This window comes from Burkholderia sp. Ac-20349 (genome assembly GCF_017104865.1).
In the GTDB taxonomy this organism is placed as follows: domain Bacteria; phylum Pseudomonadota; class Gammaproteobacteria; order Burkholderiales; family Burkholderiaceae; genus Burkholderia; species Burkholderia aenigmatica.
In genome coordinates this window covers 43,332-60,826 of sequence record NZ_JAAGPM010000036.1, presented here as the reverse complement: position 1 = coordinate 60,826, position 17,495 = coordinate 43,332, and the positions used below count along the sequence as shown (strand labels likewise).

At 67.7% G+C, this 17,495-nt stretch carries 20 protein-coding genes; 7 read left to right on the top strand and 13 right to left on the bottom strand.

What is annotated here, in order from left to right; translation table 11 throughout:
• Window positions 1-468: LysR family transcriptional regulator (locus tag G3N61_RS14695; protein WP_205822836.1), on the bottom strand; the 468-nt coding region annotated here is incomplete at its 3' end.
• 115 nt (window positions 469-583) lie between these two features.
• Between G3N61_RS14695 and G3N61_RS14690 the strand changes: the two genes are divergently transcribed.
• The 3 genes from G3N61_RS14690 (at window position 584) to G3N61_RS14680 (ending at window position 3,616) form a co-directional block, all read left to right on the top strand.
• Window positions 584-967 carry a tautomerase family protein gene (locus G3N61_RS14690; protein WP_043177833.1) on the top strand — a complete coding sequence of 128 codons (384 nt, stop codon included), beginning with the start codon at window positions 584-586 and terminating at the stop codon, window positions 965-967.
• Between the two features lie 126 nt (window positions 968-1,093).
• The gene (locus G3N61_RS14685) at window positions 1,094-2,731 is read left to right on the top strand and encodes a CHAD domain-containing protein (RefSeq protein ID WP_089453429.1); all 1,638 of its coding nucleotides are present in this window, start codon (window positions 1,094-1,096) and stop codon (window positions 2,729-2,731) included.
• 48 nt (window positions 2,732-2,779) lie between these two features.
• The gene (locus G3N61_RS14680) at window positions 2,780-3,616 is read left to right on the top strand and encodes a TOBE domain-containing protein (protein ID WP_043177829.1); all 837 of its coding nucleotides are present in this window, start codon (window positions 2,780-2,782) and stop codon (window positions 3,614-3,616) included.
• A 167-nt stretch (window positions 3,617-3,783) separates the two neighbouring features.
• Here G3N61_RS14680 and G3N61_RS14675 read toward each other — a convergent pair whose 3' ends face one another.
• The 4 genes from G3N61_RS14675 to G3N61_RS14660 all read right to left on the bottom strand — a co-directional run bounded on the left by G3N61_RS14675 (window position 3,784) and on the right by G3N61_RS14660 (window position 6,870).
• On the bottom strand, window positions 3,784-4,485 hold the full coding sequence (locus G3N61_RS14675; RefSeq protein ID WP_043177825.1) for an ATP-binding cassette domain-containing protein: 702 nt from the start codon (window positions 4,483-4,485) through the stop codon (window positions 3,784-3,786).
• 64 nt (window positions 4,486-4,549) lie between these two features.
• Window positions 4,550-5,227 (bottom strand): molybdate ABC transporter permease subunit, encoded by a 678-nt coding sequence (modB, locus tag G3N61_RS14670; RefSeq protein WP_089453427.1) that lies wholly within the window; start codon window positions 5,225-5,227, stop codon window positions 4,550-4,552.
• A 10-nt stretch (window positions 5,228-5,237) separates the two neighbouring features.
• Window positions 5,238-6,038, bottom strand: coding sequence for a molybdate ABC transporter substrate-binding protein (modA, locus tag G3N61_RS14665; RefSeq protein ID WP_043177813.1), 801 nt, complete (start codon window positions 6,036-6,038; stop codon window positions 5,238-5,240).
• Between the two features lie 133 nt (window positions 6,039-6,171).
• Window positions 6,172-6,870, bottom strand: coding sequence for a phosphatase PAP2 family protein (locus G3N61_RS14660; RefSeq protein ID WP_089453426.1), 699 nt, complete (start codon window positions 6,868-6,870; stop codon window positions 6,172-6,174).
• 248 nt (window positions 6,871-7,118) lie between these two features.
• Here G3N61_RS14660 and G3N61_RS14655 point away from each other — a divergent pair, with 248 nt between their 5' ends.
• Together G3N61_RS14655 and G3N61_RS14650 are read left to right on the top strand one after the other, a co-directional pair.
• Window positions 7,119-8,228, top strand: a complete 1,110-nt coding sequence (locus G3N61_RS14655) for a PHB depolymerase family esterase (protein ID WP_205822835.1) — start codon at window positions 7,119-7,121, stop codon at window positions 8,226-8,228.
• Between the two features lie 81 nt (window positions 8,229-8,309).
• On the top strand, window positions 8,310-8,486 hold the full coding sequence (locus G3N61_RS14650) for a DUF3563 family protein (RefSeq protein WP_080741415.1): 177 nt from the start codon (window positions 8,310-8,312) through the stop codon (window positions 8,484-8,486).
• A 113-nt stretch (window positions 8,487-8,599) separates the two neighbouring features.
• Here the strand turns inward: G3N61_RS14650 and G3N61_RS14645 are convergent, their stop codons facing one another.
• From G3N61_RS14645 to G3N61_RS14625, 5 genes are all read right to left on the bottom strand, one after another.
• Entirely contained in the window at window positions 8,600-9,019 is a 420-nt protein-coding gene (locus G3N61_RS14645; protein WP_011355825.1) for an organic hydroperoxide resistance protein, read from the bottom strand.
• A 157-nt stretch (window positions 9,020-9,176) separates the two neighbouring features.
• Entirely contained in the window at window positions 9,177-9,629 is a 453-nt protein-coding gene (locus G3N61_RS14640) for a MarR family transcriptional regulator (protein WP_089453424.1), read from the bottom strand.
• A gap of 187 nt (window positions 9,630-9,816) precedes the next feature.
• Window positions 9,817-10,626: a BPSS1780 family membrane protein gene (locus tag G3N61_RS14635; protein WP_043177806.1), complete on the bottom strand. Its 810-nt coding sequence runs from the start codon at window positions 10,624-10,626 to the stop codon at window positions 9,817-9,819.
• Window positions 10,617-11,615 carry a homoserine kinase gene (locus G3N61_RS14630; protein WP_205822834.1) on the bottom strand — a complete coding sequence of 333 codons (999 nt, stop codon included), beginning with the start codon at window positions 11,613-11,615 and terminating at the stop codon, window positions 10,617-10,619. Before G3N61_RS14630 ends, G3N61_RS14635 begins: the two co-directional genes overlap by 10 nt.
• Before the next feature lie 102 nt (window positions 11,616-11,717).
• Window positions 11,718-12,113 carry a hypothetical protein gene (locus G3N61_RS14625; protein ID WP_021160838.1) on the bottom strand — a complete coding sequence of 132 codons (396 nt, stop codon included), beginning with the start codon at window positions 12,111-12,113 and terminating at the stop codon, window positions 11,718-11,720.
• A 129-nt stretch (window positions 12,114-12,242) separates the two neighbouring features.
• Between G3N61_RS14625 and G3N61_RS14620 the strand changes: the two genes are divergently transcribed.
• Complete coding sequence (locus tag G3N61_RS14620; RefSeq protein WP_060309694.1) at window positions 12,243-13,769, top strand: AMP nucleosidase; 1,527 nt, start codon at window positions 12,243-12,245, stop codon at window positions 13,767-13,769.
• A gap of 173 nt (window positions 13,770-13,942) precedes the next feature.
• Here the strand turns inward: G3N61_RS14620 and G3N61_RS14615 are convergent, their stop codons facing one another.
• From G3N61_RS14615 to G3N61_RS14605, 3 genes are all read right to left on the bottom strand, one after another.
• Complete coding sequence (locus G3N61_RS14615) at window positions 13,943-14,914, bottom strand: aldo/keto reductase (RefSeq protein ID WP_205822833.1); 972 nt, start codon at window positions 14,912-14,914, stop codon at window positions 13,943-13,945.
• A gap of 26 nt (window positions 14,915-14,940) precedes the next feature.
• Window positions 14,941-15,744, bottom strand: a complete 804-nt coding sequence (locus G3N61_RS14610; protein WP_205822832.1) for a glucose 1-dehydrogenase — start codon at window positions 15,742-15,744, stop codon at window positions 14,941-14,943.
• Between the two features lie 64 nt (window positions 15,745-15,808).
• A complete protein-coding gene (locus G3N61_RS14605) occupies window positions 15,809-16,192 on the bottom strand; it encodes a cupin domain-containing protein (protein WP_244912119.1) in 384 nt (127 codons plus the stop codon).
• Window positions 16,193-16,432: 240 nt separating this feature from the next.
• On the opposite strand from G3N61_RS14605, the gene G3N61_RS14600 reads away from it, so the two are divergent.
• Window positions 16,433-17,365, top strand: coding sequence for a LysR family transcriptional regulator (locus G3N61_RS14600; protein ID WP_089453420.1), 933 nt, complete (start codon window positions 16,433-16,435; stop codon window positions 17,363-17,365).
• Window positions 17,366-17,495: the final 130 nt, after the last annotated feature.

The window sequence follows — 17,495 nt, the reverse complement described above, 5'->3', positions numbered from 1 at the left end:
TTCGCGCGGCGGGTCTTCACCCGGCTCGTGCCGCACGATCACCGCATCGAACCGGCGTTCGTCGTATTGCGCGAGCAGGTTCGTCGACGTGCCGAGATGCATTTCCAGCGACAACCCCGGATCCTGCCGATGCAGGCTCGTGAGCACGGCCGGCAGGTCGGGCACCGCGACGTGCTCGCTGACGCCGAGCGACAGCCGGTGCGTGCCGGCCGAGATCGCACCGAGCGCGTGGTCGTGCGCGTCGAGCAGCGCGCGGGCGGCCGGCAGGAAATTCTCGCCGTCGGCGGCCAGCTTGACGACGCGCGGCGTGCGCGCGAGCAGCGGCTTGCCGAGGTGCGCTTCCAGCCGCTTCAGCTTCAGGCTGACGGCCGACTGCGTGGTGCCGAGCGCATCGGCGGCGCGCGTGAAACTGGCGAGATCGGCAACCAGCACGAACGCGCGGACGGCATCGAGGTCGAGGACTTTCATTTCAGATGTAAATGGATGAAATATTCATCGATGACTGTTTATTATAGTTCGGCGAGCCTAACCTGACGCTGCGTTTCCGTTCTTCAACGTCAACTTCACCGACAGGAGCAGGACCATGCCATTCACCCGTATCGCAGTGCGCGAAGGCAAGCCGGCCGCCTACCGCGCGGCGCTCGTCGACGGCGTGCATCGCGCGCTGATGCACACGTTCAACGTGCCCGAGGACGACATCTTCATGGTCGTCACCGAGCATGCGGCCGAGAACTTCGTGTTCGGTCGCCACTACCTCGATATCGAACGCAGCGACGATCTCGTGATGGTCCAGATCACCGCGAACAACACGCGCACGCTCGAGCAGAAGCGGGCGCTGTACCGGGCGATCGCGGACAACCTCGCGCAGCAGCCCGGCGTGCGGCAACAGGACGTATTCATCAGTCTTGTCGAGGTGCTGAAGGAGGACTGGTCGTTCGGCAACGGCCTCGCGCAATACGCCGTTTGATCTGCGACAGCGCGACAGGGCCAGATCGTCGCCTGCGAGTTTTGGCGACGTGTACTATGGAAGCAGCTTCACGAGTGACGCCGGCGCGATCGATGCGCCGGCGATTCTTCATGTGCAGGAGCCTCCATGTCGCGTGTGCTGGAAATCGTGTTGTCGCTGTCGCTGGAAGGGTGGCCGGTCGAGGCTGGAAGTCGCGCTCGCGGCGCGCAGCGTGATTTCGGCGCCGAACTCGTGCGCGCGTGGCGGATCTGCCCTCAGGTCAGGATGCGCCGCGGCCATGAGCGCGTGACGATCGAGCCGTGCCAGATCGAGGAGGCCGAGCTGAGTCCCGGCGCGAGCTGGTGGACCTGGGTCGAGTCGAATGCGCATGGCAGGCGGGTCGTCGCGTCGCGCACGAAGGCGTTTGCGCCGGGCGTCACGGAGCGTGAACTGTTCGATGCGGAGCATGCAGGCATCGCTGTCTCGATGCCGTTACCCATGCCCGAGGCGGCCGTCGCGGCAGAGGCCGGCGCAGTGGCGGGCGAAGCCGACGGCGCCGCGCCGGATACGACCGGGCGCGCGGAGGAGGCCGGTACCCAGCCGGAATCGTCGGCGCTGCGCCTCGTCAGCGAACGGCGGCGCGGGCGGTGGGCCGACGACAGCGGGGTCGTGGTCGAGATGACGCTCGACGACGTCACGCTGCATCGCGGTAGCGAGCCGCCGCGCCGCTTCGTCGAGCTGCGTCTCACGGCGCCCGACTGGGAAACCCTGCCCGCGCGCACGGCCGCGCTGCATGCGCTGTTTGCCGCGGCGCGCGAACTGAGCGGCGCATGGCCCGCATTCGTGCAACTGACGAGCGTGATCGATCGCGCATGTGCGGCCGAGCCGGCCGCCGGCGGGCCCGTCAAGGCGCGGCTCGTCGATCTGACCGGCGTGCGCACGCAGCGCGCCGCGCTGTTCGCGCTGTCCGGCGACATCACCGCGCAATGGCTCGGCAACGAAGGCGGTGTGCTCGAGCACGACGATCCGGAATTCGTGCACCAGATGCGTGTCGCGCTACGCCGCCTGCGCACGCTGATGCGCTTCTTCCCGCTCTTTGCCGACCGCCAGTGGCGCGACACGCTCGGCGTCGACCTGCGCTGGCTTGCGGCGCTGCTCGGCACGGTGCGCGACTGGGACGTGTTCGCGACCGAAAGCCTGCCTGCACTGATCGCGGCCGACGGCGGCGACGGCGAGTGGAACGGCACGCTCGACGCCGCGCGGGCGCAGTGCGCGGCCGCACGGGTCGAGTTGCGGCAGGCGCTGCATTCGGCCCGCTATGCGCGGCTGACGCTCGGCTGGCTCGAATGGCTGAGCTCGCTGGCGCTGCCGCCGGCCGAAGCCGGTGACGCACCTTCGCTGCGGCGCCACGCGACGAAGCGCGTGCGGCGGCTGTTCGGTCATCTGTACGCGTCGCCGTCGCTCACGTCGCTCGACACGGCCGCCCGTCATCAGGTGCGGATCGATGCGAAACGGCTGCGCTATGCGCTCGAATTCTTCGCGTCGCTGGCGTCGCGCCGCACCCGCACCGAGACGGTCAAGACGCTCACGCGCGTGCAGAGCGTGCTCGGCGAAGCGAACGACACGATGGTCGCGCTGCATCATCTCGAAAAACTCGCGGCGCCGCCGTACCAGCTCGGATTCGTGCGCGGCTACGGCGCGGCGCTCGAGCAGCGCGCGGCGCGCGATGCCGAGACGCTGCTGGCCAGCCTGCGGCCGCCGAAGCTCGACGGCAAGCCCGGTTGAGCGGCACGCGCTGACTATAATGGCCGCCCGATTCCCGCACCCATCCCGATGACCGACGCACCGCATTCTTCCCCGTCCGCCGAACCGCTCGAACTGGGCGGCGAGCTGTGGCTGCGCGCCGGCGAGCAGACGCTCGGCGGCGCCACGCGCATCGCGCTGCTTGCGGCGATCGGCGACACCGGTTCGATCACGCGCGCGGCGAAGGCCGTCGGCCTCAGCTACAAGGCCGCGTGGGATGCCGTCGACACGATGAACAATCTCGCCGGCGAACCGCTCGTCGCGCGTTCGACGGGCGGCAAGGGCGGCGGCGGCACGACGCTGACGCCGCGCGCGACGTCGCTGATCGCCGCGTTTCGCACGATCGAGCGCGAGCACCGCCGGTTCATCGAGGCCGCGAGCGCGGCCGTGGCCGGGTTCGACGTCGACTGGGCGCTGATCGGCCGGATCGGGATGAAGACCAGCGCGCGCAACCAGTTGTTCGGCAAGGTCGCATCGATCGTGCGCGGCACCGTCAACGACGAGGTCACGCTCACGCTGCCCGGCGGACAGCCGATCGTTGCGGTGCTGACGCACGAAAGCGCCGACGCGCTCGGCCTGCAGATTGGCGCGGACGCGTGCGCGCTGGTGAAGGCGTCGTGGGTCGTGCTTGCGGTCGACGAGGGCGAGCCCGAACTCAAGGTGTCCGCGCGGAACCAGTTGCGCGGCCGCGTGGAAACCGTCGCGACGGGCGCGGTGAACAGCGAGGTGACGCTCGCGCTCGACGGCGGCGGGACGCTGACGGCCGTCGTGACCAACGACAGCGTCGATGCGCTGCAGCTCGACGCGGGCCGGCCGGCGATCGCGCTGTTCAAGGCGTCGAGCGTGATTCTCGCGGTGACGGGCTGACGCAGCAGGCCGGGCGGCGCGCTTCGACGATCGTGTGACGGGCGGGGCGAAGCCGGCATCGCACAGCGCGTGCACGGCACCGGCTTCGTTTCCGCTTTCAGCATATGCCGCTACGCGCGGCTTCTCTCAGGCTCCAACCTGCCTACCACGACCACAGCCTCGCGCGCTCACGCGACGCGCGTCGGCCACTCGGCGTGCGGCGGAGCCGCCTGCACGCGTCCTTCGCTCAACTGCACGACCTGGTCGCCGAACGCGGCGACGTCGTCGGGATCGTGCGAGATCAGCACCATCGGGATATCGAGCCGCGCCTGCAGCTCGGCGAGCTCGTGACGCATGCGCTGGCGCATGGCGCCGTCGAGCGCCGCGAACGGTTCGTCGAGCAGCAGGATCCGCGGCTGCGCGACCAGTGCGCGCGCCAGCGCGACGCGCTGTTTCTGCCCGCCCGACAGTTGCGATGGATACTGCCCCGCGAGCGCTTCGAGATCGAACGCCTGCAGCCAGTACGCGACTTCCGGCGGCACCGTTTTCGCGCGCGGGTTGCGCAGTCCCGACGTGAGCCCGAACGCGATGTTCTGGCGCACGTTCAGATGCGGAAACAGTGCGTAGTCCTGGAACAGGTACGCGACACGGCGTTCGCGGGTCGGCACGTCGATGCGGCGCGCAGCGTCGAACAGCGGTTCGCCGTTCAGCACGATCGTGCCTTCGTCGGGCGACAGCAGGCCGGCGATCGCCTGCAGCGTCATGCTCTTGCCCGCGCCGGACGGCCCGAACAGCACGACACGCTGAGTCGTCGCCGTGAACGACATGTCGAGCGTGAAGCGGCGCTCGGCGTTCGCGTAGGTCTTGCGGATGTCGACGACGAGGCTCATGCGGGTCTCCGCCGTCGCCATCCGGCTGCCGAGCGAAGCTGGCGATTCGGACGAGACACGCGTTTCATGTCAGTTGACTCCGCCGCGCACGCGACGGCACGAGCCAGCCGGTCGCGAGCAGCACGAGCACGCAGGTGATCGATGTCACCAGCACGAGGAAGTTGGCCGTGCTGTCGTCACCGGCCTGCACGGCCGCGTAGATCGCGACCGACAGCGTCTGCGTGCGGCCGGGCAGGTTGCCCGCGATCATCAGCGTCGCGCCGAACTCGCCGAGCGCGCGTGCAAACGCGAGCAGCGCGCCCGCGAGAATGCCGCGCGTGGCGAGCGGCAGCGTCACGCGGAAGAACACCGCCACTTCGCCGAGCCCGAGCGTGCGTGCCGCGCGCTCGAGGTGCGGATCGACGCCTTCGAACGCGGCGCGCGCCGACTTCAGGATCAGCGGAAACGCGACGACCATCGACGCGATCACCGCGCCTTGCCACGTGAAGACGAGCTCGATGCCGAGCTGGTCGAGCCACGCGCCGAACACGCCGCGCCGGCCGAGCAGCACGAGCAGGTAATAGCCGAGTACCGTCGGCGGCAGCACGAGCGGCAGCGTCAGCACGGAATCGACGACGTCGCGCAGCGGCGAGCGCCAGCGCGCGAGCATGAACGCGGCCGCGACGCCGAGCACGATGTCGAGCGCGGTCGCCCAGCCGGCAACCTTCAGCGACAGCAGCAGCGGTACCCAGGCGTCTTGCATCGCACTACGCTCACTTGCCCGCGGGCTTGAAGCCGAACGTCGACAGCACGGCCTGGCCCTGCGGCGACGCGACGAAGTCGATGAACGACTGCGCCTGCACGGCGTGGCGGCTGTCCTTGACCACGGCGATCGGATAGGTGATGACCGTCTTCGTCGGCACCGTCAGCGCAACCTTCACGCGGCCCGGCATGATCGCCGCGTCGGTACCGAACACGAAGCCTGCGTCGACTTCGCCGCGCGCGACATAGTCGAGGCTCTGGCGCACGTTGGCGGCCAGCACGCCCTTCGCGCTGACGGCATCCCACACGCCGGCCGCGCGCAGTGCGCCTTCCGTGTAGCGGCCGACCGGCACCGACGCCGGGTCGCCGTACGCGATGCGCTTCACGCCGGGCGCGGTCAGGTCGTTCAGCGACGTCGGCGCGGCGGCCTTGCTGTCCGCCGGCACGATCAGCACGAGCGAGTTCGCCGCGAAATCGCGACGCGTGCCGGGCACGATCACCTTTTCGTCGACGGCCCGATCCATCGCCTTCTGGTCGGCCGACGCGAACACGTCGGCCGGCGCGCCCTTCGCGATCTGCTGCATCAGCACGTCCGACGCGCCGAAGTTGAACAGCACCTTGGTATCCGGGTGCTGCTTCTCGTACGCATCGCCGACGGCCTTGAACGCGTTCGTCAGGCTGGCGGCGGCCGACACGACGAGTTCGTCGGCGGCGGAAGCGGGCGCGCTGAACGCGATACCGGCAGCGGCAAGCGTGGCGAGCGGCAGCAGGCGAAGCAGGGTGCGGCGAAGCGGACGGACGGTTGAGCGCATGGCGAGTTCGTTTGTATGGGTGGAAACCGTAATCGTAATATAGGGTGGGTTATAACGCTCGACATACCGCACATGCGACGGTGCGCATGTAATGGTCAGACGTGAAAAGGGGGGATGACGGCCGGGCGGCCGGTCACGTACGGAGCGTTTGCGGCGACGACTGGGTGCGCTGCAGCGACGACGGCTGCGATGCCGGGCGGTAGTTCGGGTTGGCCTTCCAGCGCGCGCGGACGAACGGGCGCTCGTGGCCCGACAACTGCAGCGCCACCTTGGTGACCCAGCGATGCGACGGCACCGTGATGCCGTGCAGCGCCACGGTGACGAGCGCGAGGCTCGCGACGACCGCGGGCACCGACCAGCGGTGCGGCACTGCGCGCCACGAACCGGCGATGAACGCGAGCGCGGCAATCGCGCCGACGATACAGCCGGTGATCGATTCGGACGGCGAATGCGCGTCGAGCGCGACGCGCGACACGCCGACCGCGACGCCGGCCGCGAGCCCGAGCGCGATGCCGGCGATCCGCAGCGGCGTGCGCGTGCGGATCAGCGCCAGGAAAATCGCGACCGGATAGACCGACGTCGACAGCATTGCATGGCCGCTGAACCCCGTGAAATCCCACTTGCGGATGCCGATCCCCCAGCCGAGGAACGCGATCTTCGTGAGCGCGACCACGCCGATCGCGGCCGCGAGCACGCCGAGCCACGCGGCCGCGCGCTGCCACGAGTAGCCGAGCGCGAGCCAGACGGCGATCGTGATCGCGAGCGGCAAGGTCAGGCCGGCGCCGCCGAACGCGGTGATCATGATCCACAGGTGAGACGACAGGTCGAACATCGGGAAGGGGACAAACGAAGGCGGGGAAGATGCTTAAATCAACGCGCGAGCCGGAAAGAACGACTACAACGGATACAAGCGGCGAAACCCCAGTATAGCGCCGCGTGCGCATGAGCCCCGTTTTTTGCGCGGCCGGGAACTATCCGCGTGCAGGAAAAATCCCAGAAACAATGTTATGGTGCATTGCACAAAGACGCACGATGCATCCGCTGTGGTGCCCCTATTTTTCCTGACTGCGAGCCCGATCGATGACCAAAAGTCTGACCAAGGTGTGGCTGGGCGGCATGAAACGCATGCTGTCTCCGGCCGCCAAGCGCGCGGCGCGCGATGCGCAGCGCATCACACGCGACGCACTCGAAGCGGCGGCCACTGCCGCCGTATCCGATCTGTCCCCACCGCGTGAATCGCGCGTGCGGCCGCGCGCGGCCGCATGGGCGGCTGGCGAGTGGACGCGCGGCGAACATCCGATGGCGCCCGCGCTCGGGCGCCTCGTCCAGAATCTCGCGTACGGCCTCTACGTGCCGCCCGGCCGCCGGCGTGGCGCGATGCCGCTCGTCGTGATGCTGCACGGCTGCCAGCAGTCCGTCGACGAATTCGTGCAGGGCACGCGGATGAACCTGCTGGCCGACAAGCACGGCTTCGCGGTGCTGTATCCGGAGCAGTCGCTGCGCGCGCACGCGCACGGCTGCTGGCACTGGTATGAAGACACCGACCGCGCGGGGCGCGGCGAGGCGAACGCGGTCGCCTCGCTCGTCGACGCGCTCGTCGACGAACACGGTTTCGACGCGTCGCGCGTCTATGTCGCGGGGCTGTCGGCCGGCGCGGGCCTCGCGGCGCTGCTTGCGCTGCATCATCCGGACCGTTTTGCGGCGGTGGCGCTGCATTCGGGCCCCGCGCTCGGCGAGGCGAGTTCGGGCATCACGGCGATGGACGTGATGCGGCGCGGCGTGCGGCAGAACCCGGCCGCGGCCGTCGATGCGCTGGTCGATGCCGCCGCGTATCCGGGCATGCCCGCGCTGATCGTCCAGGGCGACGGCGACCATGTCGTCGCACCGAAGAATGCCGATCAACTCACGGTGCAGTTCATGCGCCTGAACGGGCTCGCCGACAGCCGCGGCGCACTGCGCGGCGGCGAGCGGGTCGAGACGCGCGACGCGGGCGCGCAGATCACCGATGTCTGCCGCGACGGCGAGCCGGTCGTGCGGCTCTGCCATGTGAAAGGGCTCGATCATGCGTGGGCCGGCGGCGATGAAGCCGTGCCGTTTCATGCAGCGGTCGGCCCCGATGCGAGCGCAATGATCTGGGCCTTTTTCGAAGCGAATCGCCGCACTGTGGCGACCGAACGACGCATCGGTTGATCGACGCTGGTCAATGACTAGGGTTTTCCCTATAATTCGGGAAAACCCTAGTCAAAGAACCTTTGGATTGCGAGATCAACCATGTACCTGCTGAGCCACCTCTTCCTGATGCTGACCAAGAACGCTGAAACGGCCTCGAAAGAGCGCGCCGAGGCGTATCTGGCTGATGCGACCGACATCTACGATCTCGAATTCCGTATGCGCAAGATCGACCGCGAAGCGGCGATGAACCGCCCGTATTCGTTCGGTTCGCGCTAAGCAGCGCAGGGCGGGCAATCAGGTCCGCCGCTCCGGCGAGTCACGCAGCAGAAAAGGGCGCGTGCGGCTACATGCCGCACGCGCCCTTTTTGTATTCCTGGTCTCGTATTGCGTCAGACGACCGTCAGGCGCACCGGCACGTTGTTACGCGTCGCGTTCGAATACGGGCACACGTGGTGCGCCTTTTCGACCAGCGCCTGCGCGTCGGCCTTGTCGAACCCCGGCAGCGACACGCGCAGTTCGACGTCGAGCCCGAAGCCGCCCGCGTCGTTCGGGCCGATGCCCACTTCCGCCGTGACCTGCGTGTCGGCCGGCAGTGCCTTCTTGTCCTGGCCGGCGACGAATTTCATCGCGCTCAGGAAACAGGCCGAGTAACCTGCGGCAAACAGTTGCTCCGGATTCGTGCCTTCCGCGCCCGTGCCGCCGAGTTCGCGCGGCGCGGCCAGCTTCACTTCCAGCTTGTTGTCAGCGGATACCGCGCGGCCGTCGCGGCCACCCGTGCTCGTGGCGCTGGTCTTGTACAGAATGTTCATCGTGCAGCTCCTGTCTGGAAAAGGGAGGAAAAGCGGTCCGGTCGAACGGGATGTCGCCGGCCACGAGGAAAATATAGAACACAAATCATTAGTGTGCAAATGAAATTTTGAAGAAAAAGCCCGGCGGTACCGGGCCGGTTCGCGGGGGCTTCGCCTGTCAGCGTTCGTTGGCGGCCGACAGCGCGTCGCGCAACTGCTGGAGATCGGCGCGCAGCCTGATCAGGAACTCGGGGGATTGCTGCATCGCGCAAAAGAGATCGGCGGGTACCGAGCGCGCGCGATCCTTCAGCGCACGGCCTTCCGGCGTCACGCGCACGTTCACGACGCGCTCGTCGGCCGCGCTGCGCACGCGCTCGACATAGCCGAGCGCTTCCAGCCGTTTCAGCAGCGGCGTGACCGTGGCCGGATCGAGGTCCAGCCGCGCGGCGATGTCCTTCACGGCGATGTCGTCGCGCTCCCACAGGACGAGCATCGCGAGATATTGGGGATAGGTCAGCGACAGCTTGTCGAGCAGCGGCTTGTACGCCTTCGTCATCGCGTGCGAAGTCGAGTAGAGCGCGAAGCAGAGTTGCGCGTCGAGCGTCTGGGGCAGCGGGGGCAGGCGGTCCATGATTCGGGAAGCGCGGCGAACGCGCGAACAATTTGTACGCAAATTATTTTGCGCGCAAAAGATCGGGATGAACAGGGGGCAGCCGGCGAGGGGCGGTGGCTGACGGAGGCGGGGGAAGGGAGGGGCGCCGGGAGACAACCCGGCGCGGAGAACGGCAGGCCGGCGACGCGCGCCGGCCGGAAAGACTTCAGCGGCCCGACGTGGTCGTCGTCGCGCCCGGTTCCTGTACGCCGAAGCAGCCGCGATAGGTCGCGTAGAACGAGCAGTACAGCATCGTGACGATGATGATCGTCACCGGCATCATGATCGTCAGCGCGTAGGCGCCGGCGCCGAGCGCCTGCAGCAGCAGCGACAGCGCGAGCGACGTGCCGAGCGCGACGCCGAACCACAGCACGCCGTATACGACGAATGCGCCGCGGTTGCGCCAGCAGCTGACGACGCTGAAGAACAGCGCCTTGGCCGGCGGGACGTCATGCCACGCGACCAGCACCGGCGCGAACCAGAACAGCATCGCGACCGGCAGGTACAGCAGCGTCGCGAAGAACAGCGCGCCGAGCGTGCCTTGCGCGGCGAGCGCCTCCGGCGTCGTGCTGGCTTCGTCCGCCGCGCCCATCATCACGTGGAACAGCGCGCCGCCGTCCACGAACGACGAGGCGGCGAACACGAGCACCATCGACGCGACGTAGATCACGCCGAGCACGAGCAGCCGCTGGGTCGCGACGGTGCCGTACGAGCGGAAGCCGTCGACGAGGATCGTCGGCATCACGGGCTTGCCGGCCACGGTGTCGCGGCACGCGGCCATGAAGCCGACCGCGATGCCGGGAATGAACACCAGCGGCAGCGCGGAGCCGATCACGGGCACCATCGACACCAGCGTGATCGCCAGCAGGTACGTGAAGAACAGCGTGATGAACGCGAGCGGGTTCCGGCGGAACAGCCAGACGCCTTGACGGAACCAGACATAGCCCGTTTTGGCGGGCACTTCGATCAGTTGCATGCGGTTTGGATCTCGGGAAGCGCGGGCGTATGCGCGATACGCTCGCGCAGGATGCGTTCGAAATGGCCGGGGTCGTGCGGCTTGAGCATCTCGGCCGCGCGCGGCAGGTGGAAGTCGTACAGGCGCGACACCCAGAAGCGGTACGCGCCCGCGCGCAGCATGTCGCTCCAGTGGCGGCGCTCCTCGGCCGTGAACGGCCGTACGGTCTGGTACGCGCGCAGCAGCGCGTCGGCGCGCGCGACGTCGAGCACGCCGGTCGCGAGGTCGACGCACCAGTCGTTGACCGTGACCGCGACGTCGAACAGCCACTTGTCGCAGCCGGCGAAATAGAAGTCGAAGAAGCCGCCGAGCCGCACGTCGTGGCCGGTGCCGGGCGCCGCGTGCGCGAACAGCACGTTGTCGCGGAACAGGTCGCAATGGCACGGCCCGGCCGGCAGCGCCGCGTAGTCGTCCGACGCGAAGAAGCTGGCCTGGTGCGCGAGCTCGCCTTCCAGCAGCGCGCGCTGCTCATCCGTGATGAACGGCACGATCGCCGGCACGTTCTCCTGCCACCACGGCAGGCTGCGCAGGTTCGGCTGGTGGCGCGGATAGTCGCGGCCGGCGAGGTGCAGGCGCGCGAGCATCTGCCCGACTTCGATGCAGTGTTCGACCCCCGGCGCGAGTTCGGCCGAGCCGTCGAGCTTCGTGACGATCGCGGCCGGCTTGCCGTGCAGCATGCCGAACAGCGCGCCGTTGTCGCGCGGGATCGGATCCGGTACCGGCACGCCATGGCCGGCCAGATGGCGCATCAGGTCGAGGTAGAACGGCAGTTGTTCCGCCGTCAGCTTTTCGAAGATCGTGAGGACGTACTCGCCGCGCGTCGTCGTCAGGAAGAAATTGCTGTTTTCGATACCGGACGGAATGCCGCGGAACGCAAGCACGTCGCCCAGTTCGTAGTGGCGCATCCATTGCGCGAGATCGGAGTCGGAAACAGCAGTGAAAACGGCCATGCGGGATGCGTCAGGTCAGGGTGTCGGCACGCGGGCGGCGTGCGTCGCGACAACAGGTGAAGGGGACGTGGCGCGCGGCGTTCGGTGCGGCGCGCCACGGAATCAGTAGCGCAGGTTCAGCGACGGCAGGCGCGTGATCGGGATGCCCGCGTCGTGCGGCTTCGGCGACGTGTCGGGCGTCGAGCTCATCTGGTAGCGCGTGCCGAAGTTCGACTTCACGTCGATCTCGACCGGTTTGCCGCGATCGCGGTACTCGGTGACTTCGGTGCCGTTCTTGCTCTTTTCGTGGAAGCTCGGCGTGCGGCGGATGTCGGCGAAGTCGACTTTCGACGTGACTTCGGCGCCCGGCCGGTTGATCTTGCGGAGATCGGGCAGGCCAGCGGCCTCGTTGGCCTCGGCCCGTGCCTGCGCGTCGGCGTCAGGCGTGCCGCCGGCGGCGTAAGCGGCGCTGGCGGCGGCAAACGCGGCGGCAGCGACGACGAGAATGAGCGGCTTCATGATGAGTCTCCAGTGAACCCATCGATTTTAGCAAATACTGCGCCGCATCCGGCCCTCGCGTGCGTAGGGGCAGCCATAAGGGCGACCGGGTTCCGTGGTAATGTCGTCGGATCAGACGAGGTAATCAAAATGAAGAACGATTTGAGCCGCCGGCACCGAGTGCTGACGCCCGAGAGCCCGTCGGTCGAGGCTTTCGACGATCCGATCGCCGCCGTCGCGCGGCTGTCCGCCATTTACGACACGAACACCGGCTTCCTGCGCGACGCCTTCGCGCGCTATCGCCGCCACGAACCGATTACCGAGCACGTGCGCGCGTGCTACCCGTTCGTGCGGATCCGCACCGACGTCAACACGCATGTCGATTCGCGCCGCTCGTACGGTTTCGTCGCGGGCCCCGGCGTGTTCGAGACGACGGTCACGCGCCCCGATCTCTTCGCGAACTACTATCGCGAGCAACTGCGCCTGCTCGCGAAGAACCACCATGTGAAGATCGAGATCGGCGTATCGTCGCAGCCGATTCCGATCCATTTTGCGTTTCCGGAAGGCATCCATCTCGAGGGCGAGCTTGACCGCGACCGCCTGCTCGCGATGCGCGACATCTTCGATACGCCCGACCTGTCGTATCTCGACGACCGCATCGTCAACGGCACGTTCGAGCCGGCGCCGGGCGAGCCGCATCCGCTTGCGTTGTTCACCGCCGCGCGCGTCGACTTCTCGCTGCACCGGCTGCGCCACTACACGGCGACGTCGCCCACGCATTTCCAGAACTACGTGCTCTATACGAACTACCAGTTCTACATCGACGAGTTCGTGAAGCTGGGCCGCACGGTGATGACGGAGAGCGACGATCCCGAGGTGCGTGCATACCGCAGCCAGTACAGCTCGTTCGTCGAGCCGGGCGATGTCGTCACGTACAACGCGAACCTCGGCAGCGAGCCGGCCGAGGGCGCCGCGCCGCCGCGCCTGCCGCAGATGCCCGCGTATCACCTGAAGCGCGCGGACGGCAGCGGGATCACGATGGTCAACATCGGCGTCGGCCCGTCGAATGCGAAGACGATCACCGATCACATCGCGGTGCTGCGTCCGCATGCGTGGGTGATGCTCGGTCACTGCGCGGGGCTGCGCAACACGCAGCGTCTCGGCGACTACGTGCTCGCACACGGCTACGTGCGCGAGGATCACGTGCTCGACGCCGACCTGCCGCTGTGGGTGCCGATTCCGGCGCTGGCCGAAGTGCAGCTCGCGCTCGAACGCGGGGTGGCCGACGTCACGCAGCTCGATGGCGTCGAACTGAAGCGCGTGATGCGTACGGGTACGGTCGCGAGCGTCGACAACCGCAACTGGGAGCTGCGCGATCATCGCGAACCGGTGCAGCGCCTGTCGCAGAGCCGCGCGATCGCGCTCGACATGGAAAGCGCGACGATCGCCGCGAACGGTTTCCGCTTCCGCGTGCCGTACGGCACGCTGCTGTGCGTGTCGGACAAGCCGCTGCACGGCGAGCTCAAGTTGCCGGGCATGGCCGACACGTTCTATCGCGGGCAGGTCGACCAGCATCTGCAAATCGGCGTGAAGGCGATGGAGATCCTGCGCACGAACGGGCTCGACAAGCTGCATAGCCGGAAGTTGAGGAGCTTTGCGGAAGTGGCGTTTCAGTAAGTGCTATCACCGGCGGGCCCTGCGGGGCGCCGTCGGGGTTTGCATCTTCCGGTTTCCCGCCTTGGCCGGCGTGACGATGCATGCGATTTCGAGGGCTGGCAGCGTGCGGTCGCGTACCCTCATGAGCGACACGGCTTCGAAACCCCGGCTGGATCCGATTGCCGGTGCCGTGGTCACCATTGCACCGGTTCGACCGTTCGGTCGAATGGGGCTTCGAGCAATGCGGTCTCGCAATCGTCGAGTCTCAGGTCGAGTGCCGCAAGCGCGTCGGTCAGGTGATGCGGCTTCGACAACCCGACGATCGGCGCGGTGATGCCTGGCCGGCTCAGCGCCCATGCCAGTGCGATCCGGGCAGGCGCCACCCCGCGCGCCTGCGCCACCTGCCTGACCGCATCGACGGTCGCCGCGACCGCGTCGCGCCCGTCGTACCAGGACACCATTTGCTGGTCGGTTGCGGCCCGCGTCGTCGCCGCATCGCGCGAGCCGGCCAGTAGCCCGCGGCCGAGCGGGGACCACGGCGTGTAGGCCATCCCTTCTTCGATGCAAAGCGGCAGCATGTCGCGCTCGTCGTCGCGGCAGATCAGGCTGTACTGGCTCTGCATCGAGACGAATCGGGCGAGCCCGTGATGTTGTTGAAACACGAGCATCTTCATGAATTGCCATGCATGCATCGACGACGCGCCGAGGTAGCGGACCTTGCCGCTCCTCACGAGGGTATCGAGCGCATCGAGCGTTTCTTCGATCGGCGTGTCCGGATCGAACCGGTGGATCACGTAGAGATCGATGTAGTCCGTCCCGAGGCGCTGCAGCGATGCATCGATGCTGGTGAGCAGATGCTTGCGCGACAGCCCGCGCGCATTCGGTCCGTCGCCGGTTGGAAAGAACGCCTTGGTTGCAATCACCACGTCGTCACGCGTCGTGAAATCGCGCAGCGCACGTCCGAGAATGCGCTCGCTCTCGCCGCCCGAGTAGATGTCGGCCGTGTCGAAGAAATTCACACCCGCATCGAGTGCCGAGCGGATGAAAGGGCGGGCCGTCTCCTCGGTCGCGACCCAGGGGCGCCACGACGGATCGCCGTAGGTCATGCAGCCCAGGCACAGCTTCGAAACCTTCAGCCCGGACCTTCCCAGTCTCTCGTATTCCATCGGTTCTTCCTCTGTTCCGGCGCCGGTCAGCGCATGCCGCCGATCGTGTAGCCGCCGTCGACCAGGAGCGATTCGCCCGTCACGAAGCGCGCTTCGTCGCTGCACAGCCAGACGGCCGCGTCGGCCACGTCTTCGGGCGTGCCGATTCGCCGTGCGGGCGTGAATGCGGCGAACGGGCGGAACATGTCGTCGTCGCCGAAACGGCGGGCCATCGGCGTATCGATGATGCCGGGGTTCACGTTGTTGATCCGGATGCCGTGCGGGCCGCCTTCGAGCGCGACCGCGCGCACCAGCGCATCGAGCGCGCCCTTGCTGGCCGAATAGGTCGACGAGCCGGCAAGCGCGCCTTTCGCGAGCCACGACGACGTATTGACGATCGCACCGCCGCCGTGCGCGAGCATTGCCTCCATTTCGTACTTGATCGACAGCCACGTACCCTTGAGATTGGTGGCGATCACCGTGTCGAAGTCGGCCTCGGTCTGTTCCACGATCGGCGCGAACGTGCCTTCCGTACCCGCGTTGTTGAATGCCGCATGCAAGGCGCCGTAGCGTCCGATCGTTGCGTCGACGAGCGCGCGCACGCCATCGGCGGAGGCGACGTCGATGGCTATCGCGAAGGCTTCGCCGCCGCGCTCGGTAATCGCGCGCACGGTTTCGTCGAGCGGCGCCGCGCGCCGCCCGGCCACGACGACTTGGGCGCCTTCACGCGCGAATGCGAGCGCGGCCGCCTGGCCGATGCCGGTGCCGCCGCCGGTGACGAGCGCGACGCGTCCGTCGAGCCGGGGTCGAGTCGTGGCGGAGGAGGATGACGAGCTTCGTGAATCGGGCATGACGAGAGTGGCTCCATATAAAGGGATGCGAGCTGGCCGACGGGCCGGCGCATGGTCGAAGTGCTTAGTCCTGGCGGTCGGGCACCGTCAGGGGCGCGCCGGGCGTGCCTGCGTAGAACACGATCAGTTCGGCGCGCTCGTCGCCGGTTTCGCCGCGATGGGCGCCGTCGACCATTTCCGGCACCACGTCACCGGGGCCGAGCGCCAGCCGCTTGCCGTCGCTGCGGCGCACGGCGGTCAAGTGGCCCGACAGCACGTAACCGATGTTGATCGACGGATGCGTATGCCACGGCAATACCGCGTGCGGCGGAATCGTGTAGCGTACGACCGTGATCTCCGGTTGTCCTGACGGATAGGCGCGATACCGAGAGCCGTCCCACGCATGCGTGGTTTGCAGCAGCACCGTCTCGGCCACGCGGTTGCCCGCGTCCGTTTCCTGTGCGGTCACGCGTGGCGATCCAGCGACGATCAATGCGGCCGCGACGACGGTTCGCGAAACGGCTGAAAATGAATGGCTGTTCATGGTGGCGGGCCGTTTGGCCCCGGGGGATCGAAGACAGCACCATTGTGCGAAGCAGGGTGCCGTGCGAATAGCACTCGACCGGTTGAAACCGATTCAACCGGTTGGGCAGGCGTTGCGATGCCATGGACGATTGCCCGGGCGTTCCGGGCTTGACGGGAGCTGCGAATGGATCGGTTGAAGGCGCTGACGGTATTCGTCCGTATCGCGGCCGCGGGCGGAATCAGTGCGGGTGCCCGCGAGCTGGGCATGACGCCGCAAGCGGCCAGCAAGCAGGTCGCTGCGCTCGAAGCGCTGCTGAACGTGCGGCTGCTCCAGCGCTCGACGCGCGGGATCGTGCTGACGCTCGAGGGCGAACGCCTGCTTGCGCAGTGCCGCGGTGCTGTCGGGGAACTGGAGAGCGCGCTGCGCATGCTCGACGACGATCAGGCGCACGCGACCGGCACGATCCGTGTTGCGGCGCCGTATTCGCTGGCCCGGCGCTTTCTCGCGCCGCTGCTCGGCGAATTCTGCGACCGTCAGCCGGGCGTCACGGCCGAACTGATCGTCAGCGACGACATGGCCGACATCGTCGAACAGCGGATCGACATCGCCGTGCGGACCGGCAATCTGCCCGATAGCGGGCTCGTTGCACGGCGCATCGCCGATCTGCAATTGATCGTCTGCGCGGCGCCTGCGTATCTGCGTCGCCACGGCGAGCCGCAGACGATCGACGCGCTGCGCGATCATCGTTGCACCGCGTTCCTGTATCCGCGCACGGGCAAGCCGTTTCCGTGGGAATTCCTCGTCGATGGCCGTGTCGAGGCACGGCAGATCGACCCGTTCATCGCGACCAACGACATCGACGCGGAACTCGACACGGTGCTGAGCGGTGCCGCGATCGGCCAGTTCTTCGGCTATTCGGTCAGCGCGCACATTCGCGAGGGGCGTCTCGTGCCGTTGCTGACCCGGCACATGACCTGCCGTTACGGCCTGCACCTGTGCATGCCGCAGCGAATGCACCTGCCGCGGAGGAGCCGCTTGCTGATGGATTTCCTCGCTGACCGGCTTGGCGCGCATCCGGATCTGGCACCGCTTTCGTTTGCGGACGCGCCGGCATGACGGGCGCCTGATCGCGGACGCGCCTCCGGGCGGCCGCGCGTCGTTGCGCCGCGCTCGTGCTTCTTCAGGCGTCCCAGCAGGCAATGGCAGCCGTCATGGCCACGATCGGCGCGTTCGTCGGACCGTTCGA

Bases quoted from the DNA above. Each gene is read 5' to 3' on its own strand.
- G3N61_RS14615 (WP_205822833.1), bottom strand. From the start codon at position 14,914: ATGGAATACGAGAGACTGGGAAGGTCCGGGCTGAAGGTTTCGAAGCTG.
- modA (WP_043177813.1), bottom strand. From the start codon at position 6,038: ATGCGCTCAACCGTCCGTCCGCTTCGCCGCACCCTGCTTCGCCTGCTG.
- G3N61_RS14640 (WP_089453424.1), bottom strand. From the start codon at position 9,629: ATGGACCGCCTGCCCCCGCTGCCCCAGACGCTCGACGCGCAACTCTGC.
- G3N61_RS14685 (WP_089453429.1), top strand. From the start codon at position 1,094: ATGTCGCGTGTGCTGGAAATCGTGTTGTCGCTGTCGCTGGAAGGGTGG.
- G3N61_RS14675 (WP_043177825.1), bottom strand. From the start codon at position 4,485: ATGAGCCTCGTCGTCGACATCCGCAAGACCTACGCGAACGCCGAGCGC.
- G3N61_RS14660 (WP_089453426.1), bottom strand. From the start codon at position 6,870: ATGTTCGACCTGTCGTCTCACCTGTGGATCATGATCACCGCGTTCGGC.
- G3N61_RS14655 (WP_205822835.1), top strand. From the start codon at position 7,119: ATGACCAAAAGTCTGACCAAGGTGTGGCTGGGCGGCATGAAACGCATG.
- G3N61_RS14690 (WP_043177833.1), top strand. From the start codon at position 584: ATGCCATTCACCCGTATCGCAGTGCGCGAAGGCAAGCCGGCCGCCTAC.
- G3N61_RS14620 (WP_060309694.1), top strand. From the start codon at position 12,243: ATGAAGAACGATTTGAGCCGCCGGCACCGAGTGCTGACGCCCGAGAGC.
- G3N61_RS14650 (WP_080741415.1), top strand. From the start codon at position 8,310: ATGTACCTGCTGAGCCACCTCTTCCTGATGCTGACCAAGAACGCTGAA.
- G3N61_RS14610 (WP_205822832.1), bottom strand. From the start codon at position 15,744: ATGCCCGATTCACGAAGCTCGTCATCCTCCTCCGCCACGACTCGACCC.
- modB (WP_089453427.1), bottom strand. From the start codon at position 5,227: ATGCAAGACGCCTGGGTACCGCTGCTGCTGTCGCTGAAGGTTGCCGGC.
- G3N61_RS14600 (WP_089453420.1), top strand. From the start codon at position 16,433: ATGGATCGGTTGAAGGCGCTGACGGTATTCGTCCGTATCGCGGCCGCG.
- G3N61_RS14630 (WP_205822834.1), bottom strand. From the start codon at position 11,615: ATGGCCGTTTTCACTGCTGTTTCCGACTCCGATCTCGCGCAATGGATG.
- G3N61_RS14645 (WP_011355825.1), bottom strand. From the start codon at position 9,019: ATGAACATTCTGTACAAGACCAGCGCCACGAGCACGGGTGGCCGCGAC.
- G3N61_RS14680 (WP_043177829.1), top strand. From the start codon at position 2,780: ATGACCGACGCACCGCATTCTTCCCCGTCCGCCGAACCGCTCGAACTG.
- G3N61_RS14625 (WP_021160838.1), bottom strand. From the start codon at position 12,113: ATGAAGCCGCTCATTCTCGTCGTCGCTGCCGCCGCGTTTGCCGCCGCC.
- G3N61_RS14635 (WP_043177806.1), bottom strand. From the start codon at position 10,626: ATGCAACTGATCGAAGTGCCCGCCAAAACGGGCTATGTCTGGTTCCGT.